At 70.7% G+C, this 14,816-nt stretch carries 16 protein-coding genes; 5 read left to right on the top strand and 11 right to left on the bottom strand.

The genetic code is table 11. The features are described 5' to 3' along the window. Positions 1 to 8: 8 nt before the first annotated feature. Both AXK60_RS15230 and AXK60_RS15225 read left to right on the top strand, forming a co-directional pair. Positions 9 to 482 carry an RrF2 family transcriptional regulator gene (locus AXK60_RS15230; protein WP_244881123.1) on the top strand — a complete coding sequence of 158 codons (474 nt, stop codon included), beginning with the start codon at positions 9 to 11 and terminating at the stop codon, positions 480 to 482. 74 nt (positions 483 to 556) lie between these two features. Beyond that, positions 557 to 988 (top strand): carboxymuconolactone decarboxylase family protein, encoded by a 432-nt coding sequence (locus AXK60_RS15225; protein WP_068572190.1) that lies wholly within the window; start codon positions 557 to 559, stop codon positions 986 to 988. A gap of 93 nt (positions 989 to 1,081) precedes the next feature. Here AXK60_RS15225 and gatA read toward each other — a convergent pair whose 3' ends face one another. From gatA to AXK60_RS15210, 3 genes are read right to left on the bottom strand one after another with little or no spacing between them, the layout of a single operon-like run. Further along, positions 1,082 to 2,572, bottom strand: a complete 1,491-nt coding sequence (gene gatA / locus AXK60_RS15220) for an Asp-tRNA(Asn)/Glu-tRNA(Gln) amidotransferase subunit GatA (RefSeq protein ID WP_068572189.1) — start codon at positions 2,570 to 2,572, stop codon at positions 1,082 to 1,084. 2 nt (positions 2,573 to 2,574) lie between these two features. Beyond that, the gene (gene gatC / locus AXK60_RS15215) at positions 2,575 to 2,883 is read right to left on the bottom strand and encodes an Asp-tRNA(Asn)/Glu-tRNA(Gln) amidotransferase subunit GatC (RefSeq protein ID WP_068572188.1); all 309 of its coding nucleotides are present in this window, start codon (positions 2,881 to 2,883) and stop codon (positions 2,575 to 2,577) included. A gap of 43 nt (positions 2,884 to 2,926) precedes the next feature. Beyond that, entirely contained in the window at positions 2,927 to 3,808 is an 882-nt protein-coding gene (locus tag AXK60_RS15210; RefSeq protein ID WP_068572186.1) for an alcohol dehydrogenase catalytic domain-containing protein, read from the bottom strand. A gap of 120 nt (positions 3,809 to 3,928) precedes the next feature. On the opposite strand from AXK60_RS15210, the gene AXK60_RS15205 reads away from it, so the two are divergent. Then, a complete protein-coding gene (locus tag AXK60_RS15205) occupies positions 3,929 to 4,345 on the top strand; it encodes a winged helix-turn-helix transcriptional regulator (RefSeq protein WP_068572181.1) in 417 nt (138 codons plus the stop codon). Here the strand turns inward: AXK60_RS15205 and AXK60_RS15200 are convergent. Beyond that, positions 4,309 to 4,863: a dihydrofolate reductase family protein gene (locus AXK60_RS15200; RefSeq protein ID WP_068572179.1), complete on the bottom strand. Its 555-nt coding sequence runs from the start codon at positions 4,861 to 4,863 to the stop codon at positions 4,309 to 4,311. The genes AXK60_RS15205 and AXK60_RS15200 overlap by 37 nt on opposite strands. After that, the gene (locus AXK60_RS15195) at positions 4,860 to 5,804 is read right to left on the bottom strand and encodes a helix-turn-helix transcriptional regulator (protein WP_068572859.1); all 945 of its coding nucleotides are present in this window, start codon (positions 5,802 to 5,804) and stop codon (positions 4,860 to 4,862) included. Before AXK60_RS15195 ends, AXK60_RS15200 begins: the two co-directional genes overlap by 4 nt. Positions 5,805 to 5,888: 84 nt before the next feature. Here AXK60_RS15195 and AXK60_RS15190 point away from each other — a divergent pair, with 84 nt between their 5' ends. Further along, the gene (locus tag AXK60_RS15190; RefSeq protein WP_068572857.1) at positions 5,889 to 7,109 is read left to right on the top strand and encodes a PucR family transcriptional regulator; all 1,221 of its coding nucleotides are present in this window, start codon (positions 5,889 to 5,891) and stop codon (positions 7,107 to 7,109) included. A gap of 22 nt (positions 7,110 to 7,131) precedes the next feature. Here the strand turns inward: AXK60_RS15190 and AXK60_RS15185 are convergent, their stop codons facing one another. Genes AXK60_RS15185 through AXK60_RS15165 form a run of 5 tightly spaced genes read right to left on the bottom strand, consistent with a single transcriptional unit; the run spans position 7,132 to position 13,004 of the window. Further along, entirely contained in the window at positions 7,132 to 8,496 is a 1,365-nt protein-coding gene (locus tag AXK60_RS15185; RefSeq protein ID WP_068572178.1) for a glutamine synthetase family protein, read from the bottom strand. After that, positions 8,489 to 9,136, bottom strand: coding sequence for a hypothetical protein (locus tag AXK60_RS15180; protein WP_068572175.1), 648 nt, complete (start codon positions 9,134 to 9,136; stop codon positions 8,489 to 8,491). Before AXK60_RS15180 ends, AXK60_RS15185 begins: the two co-directional genes overlap by 8 nt. Before the next feature lie 37 nt (positions 9,137 to 9,173). Further along, positions 9,174 to 10,592 carry an APC family permease gene (locus AXK60_RS15175; protein ID WP_068572173.1) on the bottom strand — a complete coding sequence of 473 codons (1,419 nt, stop codon included), beginning with the start codon at positions 10,590 to 10,592 and terminating at the stop codon, positions 9,174 to 9,176. After that, positions 10,589 to 11,488 (bottom strand): alpha/beta fold hydrolase, encoded by a 900-nt coding sequence (locus AXK60_RS15170; protein WP_068572171.1) that lies wholly within the window; start codon positions 11,486 to 11,488, stop codon positions 10,589 to 10,591. The genes AXK60_RS15175 and AXK60_RS15170 overlap by 4 nt, the downstream gene beginning before the upstream one ends. Beyond that, entirely contained in the window at positions 11,481 to 13,004 is a 1,524-nt protein-coding gene (locus tag AXK60_RS15165; protein ID WP_068572170.1) for a flavin-containing monooxygenase, read from the bottom strand. The genes AXK60_RS15170 and AXK60_RS15165 overlap by 8 nt, the downstream gene beginning before the upstream one ends. Positions 13,005 to 13,281: 277 nt before the next feature. On the opposite strand from AXK60_RS15165, the gene AXK60_RS15160 reads away from it, so the two are divergent. Next, positions 13,282 to 14,094, top strand: coding sequence for a gamma-glutamyl-gamma-aminobutyrate hydrolase family protein (locus AXK60_RS15160; protein WP_068572855.1), 813 nt, complete (start codon positions 13,282 to 13,284; stop codon positions 14,092 to 14,094). Here the strand turns inward: AXK60_RS15160 and AXK60_RS15155 are convergent. Further along, positions 14,047 to 14,748, bottom strand: coding sequence for a TetR/AcrR family transcriptional regulator (locus AXK60_RS15155; RefSeq protein WP_068572168.1), 702 nt, complete (start codon positions 14,746 to 14,748; stop codon positions 14,047 to 14,049). The genes AXK60_RS15160 and AXK60_RS15155 overlap by 48 nt on opposite strands. Between the last annotated feature and the right edge of the window lie 68 nt (positions 14,749 to 14,816).

Raw genomic sequence — 14,816 nt, 5'->3', positions numbered from 1 at the left:
TCGTGCGAATGAACGAGGGCGTCGAGTGGGCGGCACACGTGTGCGTGCTGCTGCACTGGCTCGACGAGGGCGGACTCACTCCCGTCCCCGCGTCGCGCCTGGCCGAGTCCTACGACCTCCCCGCCGCCTACCTCGGCAAGCAGGTCCAGGCGCTGGCGCGCGCCGGCATCACCGAGTCCCTTCCCGGCCGGGGTGGCGGCATCCGGCTCGCTCGGCCCGCGTCGCGGATCACCCTGATGGATGTCGTCGCAGCCATCGAGGGCGGCACGGATGCCTTCGCCTGCACGGAGATCCGGCAGCGGGGTATGAACGCGGGGAATCCGCGGACCGAGTACACGAAACCCTGCGGCATCGCGCACGCGATGCGGAGCGCGGAGCTCGCGTGGCGGCGCGAGCTCGCCACGACCTCCATCGCCGACCTGGCCGCGGCCACGCCCACCCGAACGGCCGACGCGGCCCGCCGCCACTTCTCGACCGCCTGACGGCACCCCGGCGCACCGTCGGACCTGCGCCCCAAAACCTGGACATCGAACATCCATTTATGAGAGGAATCATCATGACCCGCACCCCCGGAGCCACATCGTCGCCGGAGACCTACAAGACGCTCATCGCACTGGACACGCGTCTCGCGAGCTCGCTCGGCAAGGTCCTCTACGACGTCGTCAAGCTGCGCGCGTCGCAGATCAACGGCTGCGCGTACTGCGTCGACATGCACGCCCGCGACCTCGAGCGCCTCGGCATGCCCACCCGCACGATCTACGGCATCGCCGCGTGGGAGGAGAGCCCGTTCTTCGACGAGACGCAGCGCGTGGCGCTGGCGTTCGTCGAGCGACTCACCGGCGGCATCGACGCCGTCGACGACGCGCTGTGGGACACGGCCGGGACCCTCCTCGGCGAACAGAAGCGCACCGACCTGCTCATCGCCATCGGCACCATCAACACCTGGAACATGCTGGGCATCACCACCCACCTCCACCCCGCGCCCTGACTCTCCCACCGCCGCAGCGCAGCCCGCCCCGCCGCTAGCTAGGGGGAAGGGGCCCGACGGTGGCGTCGCGCACCGTCGGGCTACTGCGGACCGTCAGGCGACGGGGCCGCGGGCGGCCTCGTACGCCGCACCGACGCGGTAGAGCCGGTCGTCCGCCTGCGCGGGCGCCAGGATCTGCAGGCCGACGGGCAGGCCGTCGTCCGTCGAGAGTCCCGAGGGCACCGACATGCCGCAGTGACCGGCGAGGTTCGTCGGCAGCGTGAACAGGTCGAACAGGTACATCGCCAGCGGGTCGCCGACCTTCTCCCCCAGCTTGAACGCCGTGGTGGGCGTGGTGGGCGAGACGATGACGTCGACGCTCTCGTAGGCGCGCGCGAAGTCGTCCGCGAGCAGCGTGCGGACCTTCTGGGCGCTGCCGTAGTAGGCGTCGTAGTAGCCCGAACTCAGCGCGTACGTGCCGATGATGATGCGCCGCTTGACCTCCGGGCCGAAGCCGGCCTCGCGGGTGAGCGCCATGACCTCGTCCGCGGAGTGCGTGCCGTCGTCGCCCGTGCGCAGGCCGTAGCGCATGGCGTCGAACCGGGCGAGGTTCGAGGAGACCTCCGACGGGAGGATCAGGTAGTACGCGGCCAGCGAGTACCGCAGCGTGGGCAGCGACACCTCGACCGTCTCGGCGCCCAGGTCGCGCAGCTGCTGCACGGCCTTCTCGAAGGACGCCTGCACGCCCGGCTCGGTGCCGTCTGCGCCGAACTCCTTGACCAGGCCCACGCGCACGCCCTTCAGGTCGCCCGAGGCCCCCACACGCGCGGCCGCGACCACGCCCGGAACCGGGGCGTCCAGCGACGTGGAGTCGCGCGGGTCGTGCCCGGCGATGACCTCGTGCAGGAGCGCGGTGTCGAGGACGGTGCGCGCGCACGGCCCGCCCTGGTCCAGCGACGACGCGCAGGCGACCAACCCGTAGCGCGAGACGGCGCCGTAGGTCGGGCGGACGCCGACGGTGGCCGTCAGCGAGGCGGGCTGGCGGATCGAACCGCCGGTGTCGGTGCCGATGGCGAGCGGCGCTTCGTAGGAGGCGAGCGCCGCGGCGCTGCCGCCGCCGGAGCCGCCCGGGGTGCGGTCGGCGGCCCACGGGTTGCGGGTCACGCCGTACGCCGAGTTCTCCGTCGACGAGCCCATGGCGAACTCGTCCATGTTCGTCTTGCCGAGGATCGGGATGCCGGCGGCGCGCAGCTTCGCGGTGACCGTCGCGTCGTACGGCGCGGTCCACCCCTCGAGGATCTTCGAGCCGCACGTGGTGGGCGCGTCGGTCGTGGTGAACACGTCCTTGAGCGCCAGCGGCACGCCGGCCAGCGCCGACGCGGGCCGCTCGCCGCGGGCGCGCGCTTCGTCGACGGTGCGCGCGGCCGCGAGGGCCTCCTCGCCGGAGACGTGCAGGAAGGCGCCCAGGTCACCGTCGACCTCGGCGATCCGGTCCAGGTGCGCCTGGGTGACCTCGACGGAGCTCAGCTCGCCCGAGGCGATCTTCGCGGCCAGGTCGGCAGCGGTGGCGCCGGTGATCTCGTTCGATGCCCGAAGGTCGGTCATGGTCACTCCTCCCCCAGGATGCGCGGCACGGCGAAGCGGTCGCCCTCGCGGGCGGGCGCGCCGGAGAGCGCCTGCTCCGGCGTGAGGCCGGGCACCGGCACGTCGGCCCGGTTCACGTTCACGTTGCCGACCGGCAGCGTCAGCGGCGCGACGTCCGTGTCGGCACCGTCGGAGCCGATCTCGGTCACCACCTTGACGTGCTCGAGGATCGAATCGAGCTGCGTGGCGAACACGTCGAGCTCTTCGTCGGTGACGGCGAGACGCGACAGTCGCGCGAGGTGCGCGACCTCGTCCCGGGAGATGGCAGACATGCCTGCAATCCTAGGCGGCGCGCCTCACCGCTCGCACACGGCGTCACGCCACCGTGATGACCACCTTGCCCCGTGCCCCGCCCCGCGCCGCTTCCGTCAGCGCATCGTCGAAACGGGCGAGCGGGAAGGTGGTCCGCACTCGGGTCGTCAGCACCCCCTGCGCGGCGAGCTCGAACAGCCCCGCGAGACGCGGCCCGTCGGCCGCCGCGGAGACGGCGACCGTCCGGATCCGATCGGTCCGAGGCTCACCGCCAGGGATCACACCGACGTACACGCCGCCGTCGCCGACGCGTGCGGCCACCGGGTCTCCGAGTACCGCACCGTCGAGAGCTGCGTCGAACCGTCCGCCGAGGTCATCGATCGCGACGCACGCGCCGAGCGCCCGGACGGCGTCGGCATCCGCGGCACGAGCCAGGCCGGTCACGGTCCACCCCGCACGAGCGGCGAGCGTCACCGCGAAGCCGCCGACCGCGCCCGCCGCGCCGGTGACCAGGAGATCGCCCGACGTGGCGCCGGTCAGGTCCAGTGCCTGCGCCGCGGTGAGCGCGGCCAGCGGGAGCGTCGCCGCGTCGACGGTGGACATCCCGTCCGGCACGACGGCGAGGTCGGCGGCGGGCAGCACTGCGTACTCCGCGAAGGTTCCCACCGTCGGATCCGCGACGAGCGCGGCCACCCGGACACCCGGTCGTAGTCCGGCGCCGCTGCCCGCTGCGACCACCTCTCCCGCAAGGTCCCATCCCATGGCGAGTACCGCGTCGGGTGCCGCCCAGCCGGCCTCGCGCGGTCCGCCCGCGGCCGTGAACGCGTCGACGGGGTTCACCGCCGCCGCGACGATCTTGACCAGCACCTCGTTCGGGCCCGGCTCGGGCACGGGGACGTCGACGAGTGCGGGAGTGCCTCCGGGAGCGACGAGAACGGCCTGCATGATGGTCCACCTTCCACTGTGCCGCCTCGCGTCTCGAGGCGTTGCCACCTGACCATCGCAGCGTTACTCTCCATTGGGAAGTACACACCTCGGAGTGCGTAAGGAACGAGGAGGACGACGATGCCCACGCTGACGGCGGCCCAGCGCCGCGAGATCGAGCGCCTCGAGTACGACGCCTTCCTCGCACAGTGCCCCAGCCGGCAACTCCTCGACCAGCTCTCGTCGAAGTGGGTGACGTTGCTGTTGTGCGCGCTCCACGAGCGTCCGCACCGCTACTCGGAGCTCGCGCGTGAGGTCGCGGGCGTCAGCCAGAAGATGCTCACCCAGACCCTGCGCACCCTGGAGCGCGACGGCCTCATCACCCGCAGCGTGGAGGCGACGGTCCCTGTCACCGTGACCTACTCGATCACCGATCTGGGCGAGTCCCTGTTCGTCGTGGTCCAGCACCTCAAGCGGTGGGCCGAGAGCAACATGCCCGCGGTGCACCGCGCCCGCGAGGCCTACGACGAGGCCGTCCTCGCCCCCACCACCCGGTAGCGGCCGCAGAGGAAGGCCTTGTTCCGCGCCCACTCCACCAGCTCGAAGTCGAAGGCGCGCGGGAACAAGGGCCGCCCCGAGCCGACGGTGGCCGGCGCGTAGCTGATCACCACCTCGTCGAGCATGCCCGCCTCGGCGAACTGCGCGGCGAGGTCACCGCCGCCCACGACCCACACGCCCTTGTCCCCAGCCGCCCCCTCCAATTCGGCGCGGCGCGACGCCGGCTCGCCATCGACGAAGCGGACGCCGGGGTGGATGGGCGACAGCTCCCGGTGGGTGAACACGAACACCGGGTAGTCGGCGTAGTACCAGGGCTCGTCGCCGGCCTCGACCCGGTCGACCACCCACTGATACGTGGTGTAGCCCATGACGATCGCGCCGACCGTCTTCATGTACTCCTCGATGTTCATCGGCCCGCCGTCGTCGATCGGCTGGGTCAGCAGCCAATCCAGGCTGTCGTTCGAGTCGGCGAGGAAGCCGTCGAGGGTCGAGGCGGTGTAGTACGAGTACGCGGTCATGCTTGTCCTCCGGTGATGCGTCGGTGCCAGATGATCGGGTCGGGATCCAGTTCGGGGGTGTCGACGGCGACGCCCGCGTCCGCGAGCATCCATCGCGCCAGGAGTCGACGGTGCGCGGAGAAGGTCAGTTCGTGCGCGACGATCTGGGAGAGCAGGAAGGACTCCGGCGGGTCGCACAGGGCGTCGATCACGCGGTCGCCCCACGCTTCGCGCCGGTCGACGTCGCGGACCAGGCCGAGCCAGCGCGGCGAGTTCTCCGCGTGCGCCCGGGCGAGGGCGGCGGGATCGTCGCCGGGCGGCAGCTCGGGAGCGGGCTCGCCGGCGATGGACGCGCGCCAGGGTGCAGTGCTGAACACGAGGTGCCACATCACCTGCGCCAACGACTCGTCCGGGCCGTCCCAGTGCCGCGGCCGCGACCCCGGCAGCCGCACTCTCCGGTACTCCTCGGGCGCCAGTGCGGTGACCGCGTCGAGCAGCGCGCCGATGTCGGCCGCGTCGTGCTGGACCTGCAGCGCCAGCACGTTCCCCACCGAAACCTCACGGCCGCTGTCCCGTTCACCGATATCGACGTACAGCACCGTCGGGGAGTGGAAGTGTAGGCCGTTGGGCGCCGGTAGCCAATGCCCGACGGTGCGCGGCAGCCCGCTCGGGCTGTGCCCGTACGCCCGCGCGAACGCGCGGATGAAGCCCTCGACGGACTCGTAGCCGGCCGCGAACGCGGCGTCGGTCACCGTCGAACCGCGTTGCAGCTGCCAGGCGGAGCGTTCGAGGAGGATGCGCCGGCGGAGTGCGACGGGCGGCTCGCCGACTCCGGCGGAGACCTGCCGCGCGAAGTGGGACGATGAGCTGTGCGCGCCGGCGGCCATGGCGTCGAGGTCGACGTTCGGCTCGGCGAGCACGGCGTCGAGGAGCCGCCGCAGCGGATCAACGGGTTCGGACATGTGCACCAGTATCTGCCTCACGGGCGCCGATGCGCTTGACCGTTCTTGCTCGATCCGGTCGCGGTGTCGCAGTACAGTTCGACGGTGGATTCCTCATGGCCACGTCCCGACGGACGCACCGCCGAGCTGATCCGTGCGGTGGCGGGGCGGCTGCTGCAGTCCGTGGACGTCACGGTCGACGAGCTGACCACGGCCGCGTGGCGGTCGGCGGACTACCGGACCCTCGTCGAGGACCCGCAGCTGGCCGCAGCCGACCGGCAGATGAACCGGACGAACATGTTGTACTGGCTGTCGGCCAACCTGCAGGCCCCGGGCGAGCGGGTGCCGCCCAACAACGACCCGGAGATCCTCCGCTTCGCGCGCGACGTGGTGCGGCGCGGGCTGGACATGCACGATCTCGGTTCCTGGCGCGGCGCGCAGCACAGCGCCTGGGCGGCGTGGGTCGACGAGTGTTTCGCAGCCACCGACGATCTCGGTGAGCTGCGCGAGCTCATGAAGGTGTCCGAACGGTCGATGGCGACCTTCATCGACGATTCGATGGCGGCGCTCGACGCCTACGTCGAACAGGAGCGGGCGGAGCTCGCCCGGGGCGCCAGCGCCGAGCGCCACGCGACCGTCCAGCTGCTCCTCGAGGGCGCCCCGATCGGTCGCGCGCGGGCCGAGGCGCAACTGGGGTACTCGCTGACCGGAAGTCATGTGGCCGCCATCATCTGGAGCGAGCCGGCGGAGACGGCCGCGGAACTCGATGCCGCCGCGGAGACGGTGATGCGTGTCTGCGGAGTGAGCCGTCGTCTCACCCTGAACGCCAGCTCCTCCGCCCTGTGGGTCTGGATACCGACGGACACGGTTCCCGCGGCGGACACGGTGCGGACGGCGCTCGCCGACCGGCCCGCGATCCGGGTGACCTTCGGCAGGCCGGGCGACGATATCGAGGGATTCCGCCGGACCCACCTCGATGCCACTGCCGCGCAACGCGTGCTCGCGCGGGTCGGCTCCGCGCGGGCGGTGGTGCGCTACGAGGACGTGGCGCTGGTCGCCGTGCTCACCGCCGACATGACGCAGGCGGACAAGTTCGTGACCGACACCCTCGGCGACTTCGCCGCCGCCGACGCGGTGCTCCGCGAGACCGTCCTCACCTACGTCCAGGAGCGGTTCAACGCCTCGGCCGCGGCGGAGCGGCTGTACACACACCGCAACACGGTCGAGCGGCGCCTCTCCCGGGCCGGCCAGCTGCTCCCCGCGCCGCTGGCCGACAACGCCACGTCCATCGTGGCCGCGCTCATGCTGGTGCAGTTGCGCGACTGACTCCTTCGGCGTGATAGACGGTTCAGGAGAACTCGAAGTACCGGCGGGACTCCCACTCCGAGAGATCCACGTACGGGTCCCCGCCCGTGGTGTGGAACTGCATCCACTCCCAGCGGCGCGACGCGGTCCAGAAGTCGACGAACTCGTCGCCGAGATACTCGCGCAGCAGCGGGTCGGCGTCGAGCGCCGCGATGGCCTTGGTCATCGAGTCGGGGATCCGCTCGACGCCGCAGTCGTCGGGGAGGCACCACGCCATGTCGTCGACCTGCGGCGGCGCCTGCAGCTTCTTCTCGATCCCCGCAACGATGCCGGCGAGCACGCCCGCGAGCGCGTAGTAGGGATTGGCGTCCGAGCCGGGCACCCGGTACTCGAGCCGGGAGTACGTGGGATGCCCGACGATGGCGCGCAGCGCGGCGGTCTTGTTGCTCACGCCCCAGCTGATCGTGGTGGGCGGCCCGGAGACGTCGACCAGGCGCCGGTAGGACGTGATCTGCGGCAGTGCGATGAGCGTATTGCCGGCCATCGTCGCCATGAGCCCGCCGACGGCGTTGAGCATGAGCTCGGAGGGCCCGTCGGGCGCGTAGAACTGATTGACGCCGTCCCGCTGCAGCGAGACGTTCAGGTGCGCGCCCTGCCCGAATCCGGCGGTCGGCTTGGCCATGAAGGTCACCGATCGACCTTTCTCGCAAGCGATCTCACGCATGACCTGTTTGGTGCGCACCCACGAGTCGGCCACGGTGAGCGGGTCGGTGGGCGCGAGGTTCAGCTCGGTCTGGCCCGGCGCGGCCTCGTCCGTCCACGCCTCCCAGACGATGCCGAGCTCGTCGAGCCGGTCGGTGACGGCCTCCATGTAGTCGATCCAGTCCGACGACCGGGCGAGGTTGTAGCTGGAGCCGGTATCCCCGCCCAGTGGCGTGAGATCGCGGTACCCGCGGGCGCGGGCCTCCTGGATGGACTCCTCGAACAGGGTGGTCTCGATCTCCACCGCGACGGTGGCGGTGTAGCCCAGCTCCGCGAGGCGGTCGATCTGCTTACGCATGAGGTTGCGCGGGCAGATCGGGTTGGGGCTGCCGTCCCGGAGCCAGAAATCGCCGATCACGGACTGCACGCCGGGCTTCCACTCGACGAGCGTGTTCATGTCGGGCTGCAGCGAGATGTCGTAGAGGTTGCCCCGCCACTCCGGGTAGGGGTCGCCGAAGACGATGTCCGTACCCATGTCGATGGCGAACAGGACGTCGGCGAAGGCGAGGCCGGACGTGACGCCGGAGTCGAACTTCGCGGGGGTGACGTTCTTGCCCATGAAGCTGCCGTCGTGGTTGGTGGCCTCGACGCGGTACGCCTTGACCGGCCGGCCTGTGGGGGTGACAGCGCTGTGGAGATCAGACATCGTAACGGGCCTTCCAGGATGCGGCGGTCATGGTCGAGAGCTGGGCCATGCTCCCCTGGACGCACAGGCCGCGCTCCAGGGCGGTGAGGAGGAAATCGGTGCCGGTGAACAGGCCGGCGAGTGCGTCGGGGGTGCCGACGATGCGGTAGGTCGAGGGGCCCGATCCGAACCGGGCCTCCTCTCGGCCGTCCGGCCCCGTCGCCACGGCGACGAGCACGTCCGGTACTCCGGGGACGCCGCGGGTGATCTCCCAGAACCGGGCCGCGGCCTCGCGCCACTCGGGCAGCGGGACCTGCAGGGCCCGGTGCATCGCGTCGGCGAGCTCGGGGTCACCGTCAGAAGCCGTCCGCGCGAGCCGGTCGTCCAGGTCGACGACGACCGTCGCGTCGGTCGGGGCGAACACGCCGCCCGTGACGGTCACGGCACTGTCGGAAAAGGTGACGGTCGCGGCCTGCGGCGTGGCGTGCGAGCGGACGGCGACGGTGCCGCTGGCGCGCCTGAGGACGTCGGGGGCGTGGCCGAGGCGATCCGCGTCGCGGAGCGTGCGGCCGATCAGCCGGACGATGGGCGTGGCATCGTCGTCGATCTCGATCCGGACCTGCGCCGTAGTGCCGAGCGCGGGAAGGGTGCTGGTGTTCATGGGGATTCCTTGTTCAAGGGACTTCACGGACGGAGTGTCATTCGAAGGCGGCGTACACGCCGGGCCGGCGGCGGCGCAGCGCCACGGCCCAGAGCAGGCCCGTGACGAACGCGGCGGCGATCACGCCGAGGAAGAGGTTCGCCAGCGCCCGCGAGCCGACGAGCAGCTCGAAGTTGCTCACGACGAGCACGAGGATCGCCACGAGGGCCAGGAGCGCGAGAGCCGGTGCCACGGTGCCGCGCCACGGGCTCGCGGTGCGCTGCCTGCGGAAGTGCACGAGCACCGCGGCGGAGGTCAGGGTGAGCAGCGCGACCAGGCCGAGGGTCCCGGCGCCGCCGAACCAGGCGTAGACCTCGGTGACGGGGTGCAGCCCGGCGACGGCGGTGAGCGCGACGAGCGTCCCGATCACCACGGAGGTCAGCACCGACGCGGCGTGCGGCGACCGGTGCACCGGGTGCACGGCACCGAGCCGACTCGGCACCGCCTCCTGCCGACCGAGGGCGAACAGGTAGCGCGAGACCACGTTGTGGGCGGTGAGGATGCAGGCGAAGAAGCTGGTCACCAGCAGCACCTGCACCACGTCGTGGGCGACGTGCGAGAGGTAGCGCGTCGCGAGTCCGGGCGCGAGGCCCTCGGGGTCCGCGGCGGCGAGCTCGGAGGCGTGATCGACTCCGAGGCCGATGATCATGGCCCACGACGAGACGGCGTAGACGACCGCGATGATGAGCACTGCGATGTAGGTGGCCCGCGGGATGGTGCGGTCGGGATCCTTGGCCTCCGACCGGAACACCGCCGTCGCCTCGAATCCGACGAAACCGAAGACGGTGAACATGATCCCGGTGCCGACCGCCCCGCTGGTGAAGGCGCTCCAGGAGAGCGGCTGCGCCGACAGGCCGTCCGCGCCACCGCGCAGCACGATCGCGGCGTCGATCACGGCGACGATGCCGATCTCGGCGATGAGCAGCACGCCCAGCACTCGAGCGCTGACCTCGACGTTGCGGTAGCCGAGGACACCGATCAGCACCAGCCCGACCGCGGAGAGCACCCACCACGGGACCGCGAGGCCGGTGAAGTTCTCGACCACGGTGGCCGCGGCGGCCCCCAGGTACGCGGTGACGGCGATCATGAGGACGGAGTACGTGACCAGGGCCAGCGCCGCCGCGCCCAGGCCCGAGGTCGTGCCGAGGCCGCGCTGGACGTAGGAGTAGAAGGCACCCGCGCTGCGGACCTCGGGCGTCATCGCCGAGTAGCCGACGGTGAAGAGCAGGAGCACCGCACCCACGATGAGGAAGTCGACGGGCGTCCCGATGCCGTTCCCGGTCCCGAGCATGAGCGGGATCAGCCCGGCGAACACCGTCAGCGGCGCCGCCACGGCCACGACCATGAAGACGATCTGCGGGACCCCCAGGGTCCGCTCCAGGCCCGCTCCGGTCGACGGTGCCTCGGTGGCCGTCATCGCGCCACCGTCCGGTCGAGATGTCCGACGACGAGGTCGGCGATCCGCAGCGCGAGGGCGTCCGGAAGGTGGTGTCCCATACCGGGGATGACGATGTGCCTCGCGCCGGGGATCGCGGCCGCGGTGGCGTCGCCGCCGGACGGGGCGACGATGAGGTCGCGGTCGCCGTTGATCACCAGCGTGGGCGCCGTGATCCGGCCGATCTCGGCCGTGCGGTCCCCGGAGGCCTGGATGGCCTGCAGCTGCCGGGAGGTGCCGGCGACGGCATCGCCGGCGGTGCGCTCGTAGGTCGTGACGGCGTGCGCGGTCTCCTCGACCTCGTCGATCGGGTACGCGGTGCCGGACAGGTGCGCGGTCATCCGCAGGTGGTCGCGCACCGCGCCCACTCGGCCCTTCGCCGGGGGCGCCGCGATCAGGGCCCAGGTCGACGGTGCCGGCTGCCCCACCTTCGTGTCCCCCGTCGTGGAGTACAGCGAGGTGAGGGTCGTGACGAGGTGCGGGTACCGGGCGGCGACAGTCTGGGCGATCATGCCGCCCATGGACCGTCCGACCAGGTGCACGGGCCCGACGCCCAGGTGCTGGATCAGCTGCGCGGTGTCGCTGGCCATGTCGGCGAGCGTGTAGGCGTCCCTGCGGGGCCGGGACAGCAGCTGGCGCAGCGTGTTCGGGGGCGGGCTCGTGACGTAGGTGGACCGGCCGCAGTCGCGGTTGTCCATCCGGATCACCCGGTACCCGGTGGCCGTGAGCGCCGAGACGAAGCGCTCGGACCACGTCGTCAGGTCCTCGGCGAGGCCGGCGACGAGCAGCACGGGGACACCGTCGACGGGGCCGTCCACCCGGTAGCAGACGCGCGTGCCACCGCGAAGCACGGCGAACCGGTCCACGTCCTCAGGCATCGATCCGCTCCTCGATCCGTGCCCCTGTGGCGCGTACGTCGTCGCGGGCGGAACCGAACCGCAGAGCGTCGTCGAGCAGTGGCCCGCGCAGGATCTTGGCGTCCTGCTGGTACGACATCGACATCTGGAACATGCCCGTGCCCTGCTTCGGGATGACGTCCTTGGCGCGCTGGGCGTAGCCCGAGCTCAGGTCCAGGATCGGACGGCGCTCCATGGTGGGATCGGCCTCGACGCGGACGCTATCGTAGCCGAAGGCGTCCATGTGCGCGATGAGGTTGCAGAGGTAGCGGGCGACGATGCCGATCTTCAGCGTCCACGCCGACGTGGTGTAGCCGACCGCGATGGACACGTTGGGCAGGCCCGTCAGCAGTGTGCCGCGGTAGGCGGTGGTGTCCGGGATGTTGACCGGCTCGCCGTCGACGTCGAACTCGATCCCGCCGAGGAGCCGCATGTTCAGGCCGGTCGCGGTGACGATGACGTCGGCGTCGAGGTACTCACCGGATTCGAGCGCAATGCCGGTCTTCGTGAACCGCTCGATCGTGTCGGTGACCACGGACGCGCCGCCATCGCTGAGCGCGGCGAAGAAGTCGCCGTCCGGGCACAGGCACAGGCGCTGGTCCCAGGGCTTGTAGGGCGGGTTGAAATGGGTGTCGACAGGGTAGTCGTGCGGGAGGGAGGAGGCGTTGGCCTTCCTGATCAGCGCGCGCGCCGCCTTCGGGAAGGCGCGGATGAACTTCACCTGGCCGCGTTCGGCCCAGATACTGGTGAACCGGGTCAGCGCGTAGCCGCGCTTCTCGCCGAGCAGCCGGGTGAACAGCAGGGCGGTGGAATCGATCTTCGGCCACGGCACGATGTAGGTCGGCGTGCGCTGCAACATGGTGACGTGCGCGGCGGCGCCCTCGTGGTTCAGCATGGACGGGATCACCGTGACGGCCGTGGCGCCGCTGCCGATCACGACGACCTTCTTGCCGGAGTAGTCGTAGTTCTCGGGCCAGTGCTGCGGGTGGATGATGTCGCCGGCGAAGTCCTCGCGTCCCTCGAAGTGCGGGGTGTAGCCCTCGTCGTAGCGGTAGTAGCCGGTGCCCGCGAAGACCCAGCTCGTGGTGATCTTCTTCTCGCCGTCGGGGGTCTGCAGGTCGAGGGTCCACCGCGCGTCGGTGGACGACCACGAGGCGTGCCGCACGGCGTGCTCGAACCGGATGAGCCGGCCCAGGTCGTACTCGTCGACGGTCTCCTGCAGGTAGTTCAGGATCTTCGGGGCCTCCGCGATGGCGTCGGGGTCCGTCCACGGCTTGAACTCGTAGCCGTAGGTGTGCAGACCGTTGTCCGAGCGGATGCCGGGGTACTTGAACAGATCCCACGTGCCGCCGATGTTCGCGCGTCCCTCGAGCATCACCACGCGCTTGCCGGGGAAGGCCTCGGTGATGTACTTCGCGGCGCCGATGCCGGCGATTCCGGCACCGATGATGACGATGTCGAAGTCTTCGGTCCGGATCTGGCTGGTCGGTGCGTTCATCGTGGGGCCTTTCGGTGTCGCGTTCGATGTGATCACCAGAGTGCCCAATAGTTAGTCAATTGATCCACATCACTGTGTCGCAGATCTCCGGCACGACCGGTGCACTGTGCACCACGTCACACTCGGAGTCGGCCCCCGCGAGCCAATCTCGCCGAGAACATCCAGTTCACATGGCATTTTCCCGCGAAAGATTGACAGGCCAGGAACCTTCACGCACCATCATGGTCACTTGACCAGTCAGGTGATCGCATGCTCACCGCCCGAGAAAGGACTCATGATGACGGACGTCGTCGACCGACGTGCGAGAGCGGAGCGCAAGCCCCTGATCGGCCTCACGGGCCGACGGTTCCGAATGGGGCTCATCGAGGGCGCGCACCCCGGCTACGGGGACCGCCTCACCGACAGCTTCTTCACCGACTTCGCCGGACGCATCACCGCGGCCGGTGGAGTGCCGGTGATGCTGCCCTACGACGCCGACCCGGAGTCGTTGTGCCAGTGGCTCTCCGGCGTTGTGATCACCGGTGGGCAGGACGTGCACCCGCGCTACTGGGGCGGCGACGAGTCGGTCGTGCGGGACATCGCCCCCGAGTCCGATCCGAACGCCCACGACGCGAACCGGGACGATTTCGAAACGGCGATGGTCCGCGCAGCGTTGGATGCGGGACTGCCCCTCCTCGGCGTGTGCCGCGGATTGCAGGTCCTCAACGTCACTCTCGGCGGGACGCTCGTGCCGGACCTGCCGCCCGGCCCCGTCCGTCATCTGATGGAGACCGGGCCGCTGTCCGACGGCGACCCGGAGCACGTGGTGACCTTCGAGCGGGGCTCGCTGGCGCACAGCGTCTTCGGCGACCGGCTGCGCACCAACTCCTGGCACCACCAGGCCGTCGCGACCACCGGACGGGGTCTGGTGGTCACAGGCCGGACCTCCGACGGTGTCGTCGAATCCGTCGAGCTGCCGGGCGCCGGCGTACTCGGGGTGCAGTGGCATCCGGAGTGGATGGAGACGCCCGACGGTGCGCTGGAATGGATCGTGCGAGCCGCCTCAGCCCACGTCCACCCAGGACACGAGATCGGCGAGCTTCTCGGGTGACTCCGCCGCCCCCGGCCGCGGGCGGGCGGGCTGCACGCCGACTGGATCGACGCTCCCTCCGCCGGAGAGGTTGGCGGCCATCCAGGCGTCCAGAAGCCCCAGGGTCAGGTCGATCTCGGGGTCGAGCCCCGCCTGGCGGTACATCAACCAGTTGATGGCGAAGCCGTCCGCGATCACGGTCACGACGTACGCCAGCCGCTCCAGAGTCTCGTCGTCGATCGACTGCCCGGCCGCTGCGGCGTCCGCGACGAGGATGGACCGGACAGTATCGAGCGCCTCGTCGTAGACGCCCGTGGCCTTCGCGCCGTCCTGCCGCCTGGCCCAGCTGATCAGTTCGACGATGGCCGAAGCGGTCTCGGGGTTGTCGACGTACCACTGCAGCAGACCGCGCATCAGACCGCGCGTGGTGGTCGCCACGTCGCCGTGCACGTCGGACGCGATGAGCACCTCGCGGTACCGGCCGGCGATGTGCTCGAAGACCGCGCCGAACAGGAGCTCCTTGGAGGCGAAGCAGTAGTGCAGCGTCGCCAGTGGGGCGCCCGCGCGGTCCGCGATCCGGCGCGTGGTCGCGCCGTCCACGCCGCTCTCGGCGATCACGAGCACCGCCGCGTCGATCAGTTCCTGCCGGCGCTCCGCCGCGGGGATCCGGGCCACCTGCCACCTCCTGGGTTCGATCCTGACGGTTGATCAAGTCACGGCCGACAGTACCAGCGCAATCGGAC

Source organism: Tsukamurella pseudospumae, from assembly GCF_001575195.1.
GTDB lineage: Bacteria > Actinomycetota > Actinomycetes > Mycobacteriales > Mycobacteriaceae > Tsukamurella > Tsukamurella pseudospumae.
The sequence above is the reverse complement of the archived record's forward strand: the minus strand, read 5'-3'. Positions and strand labels throughout refer to the sequence as shown.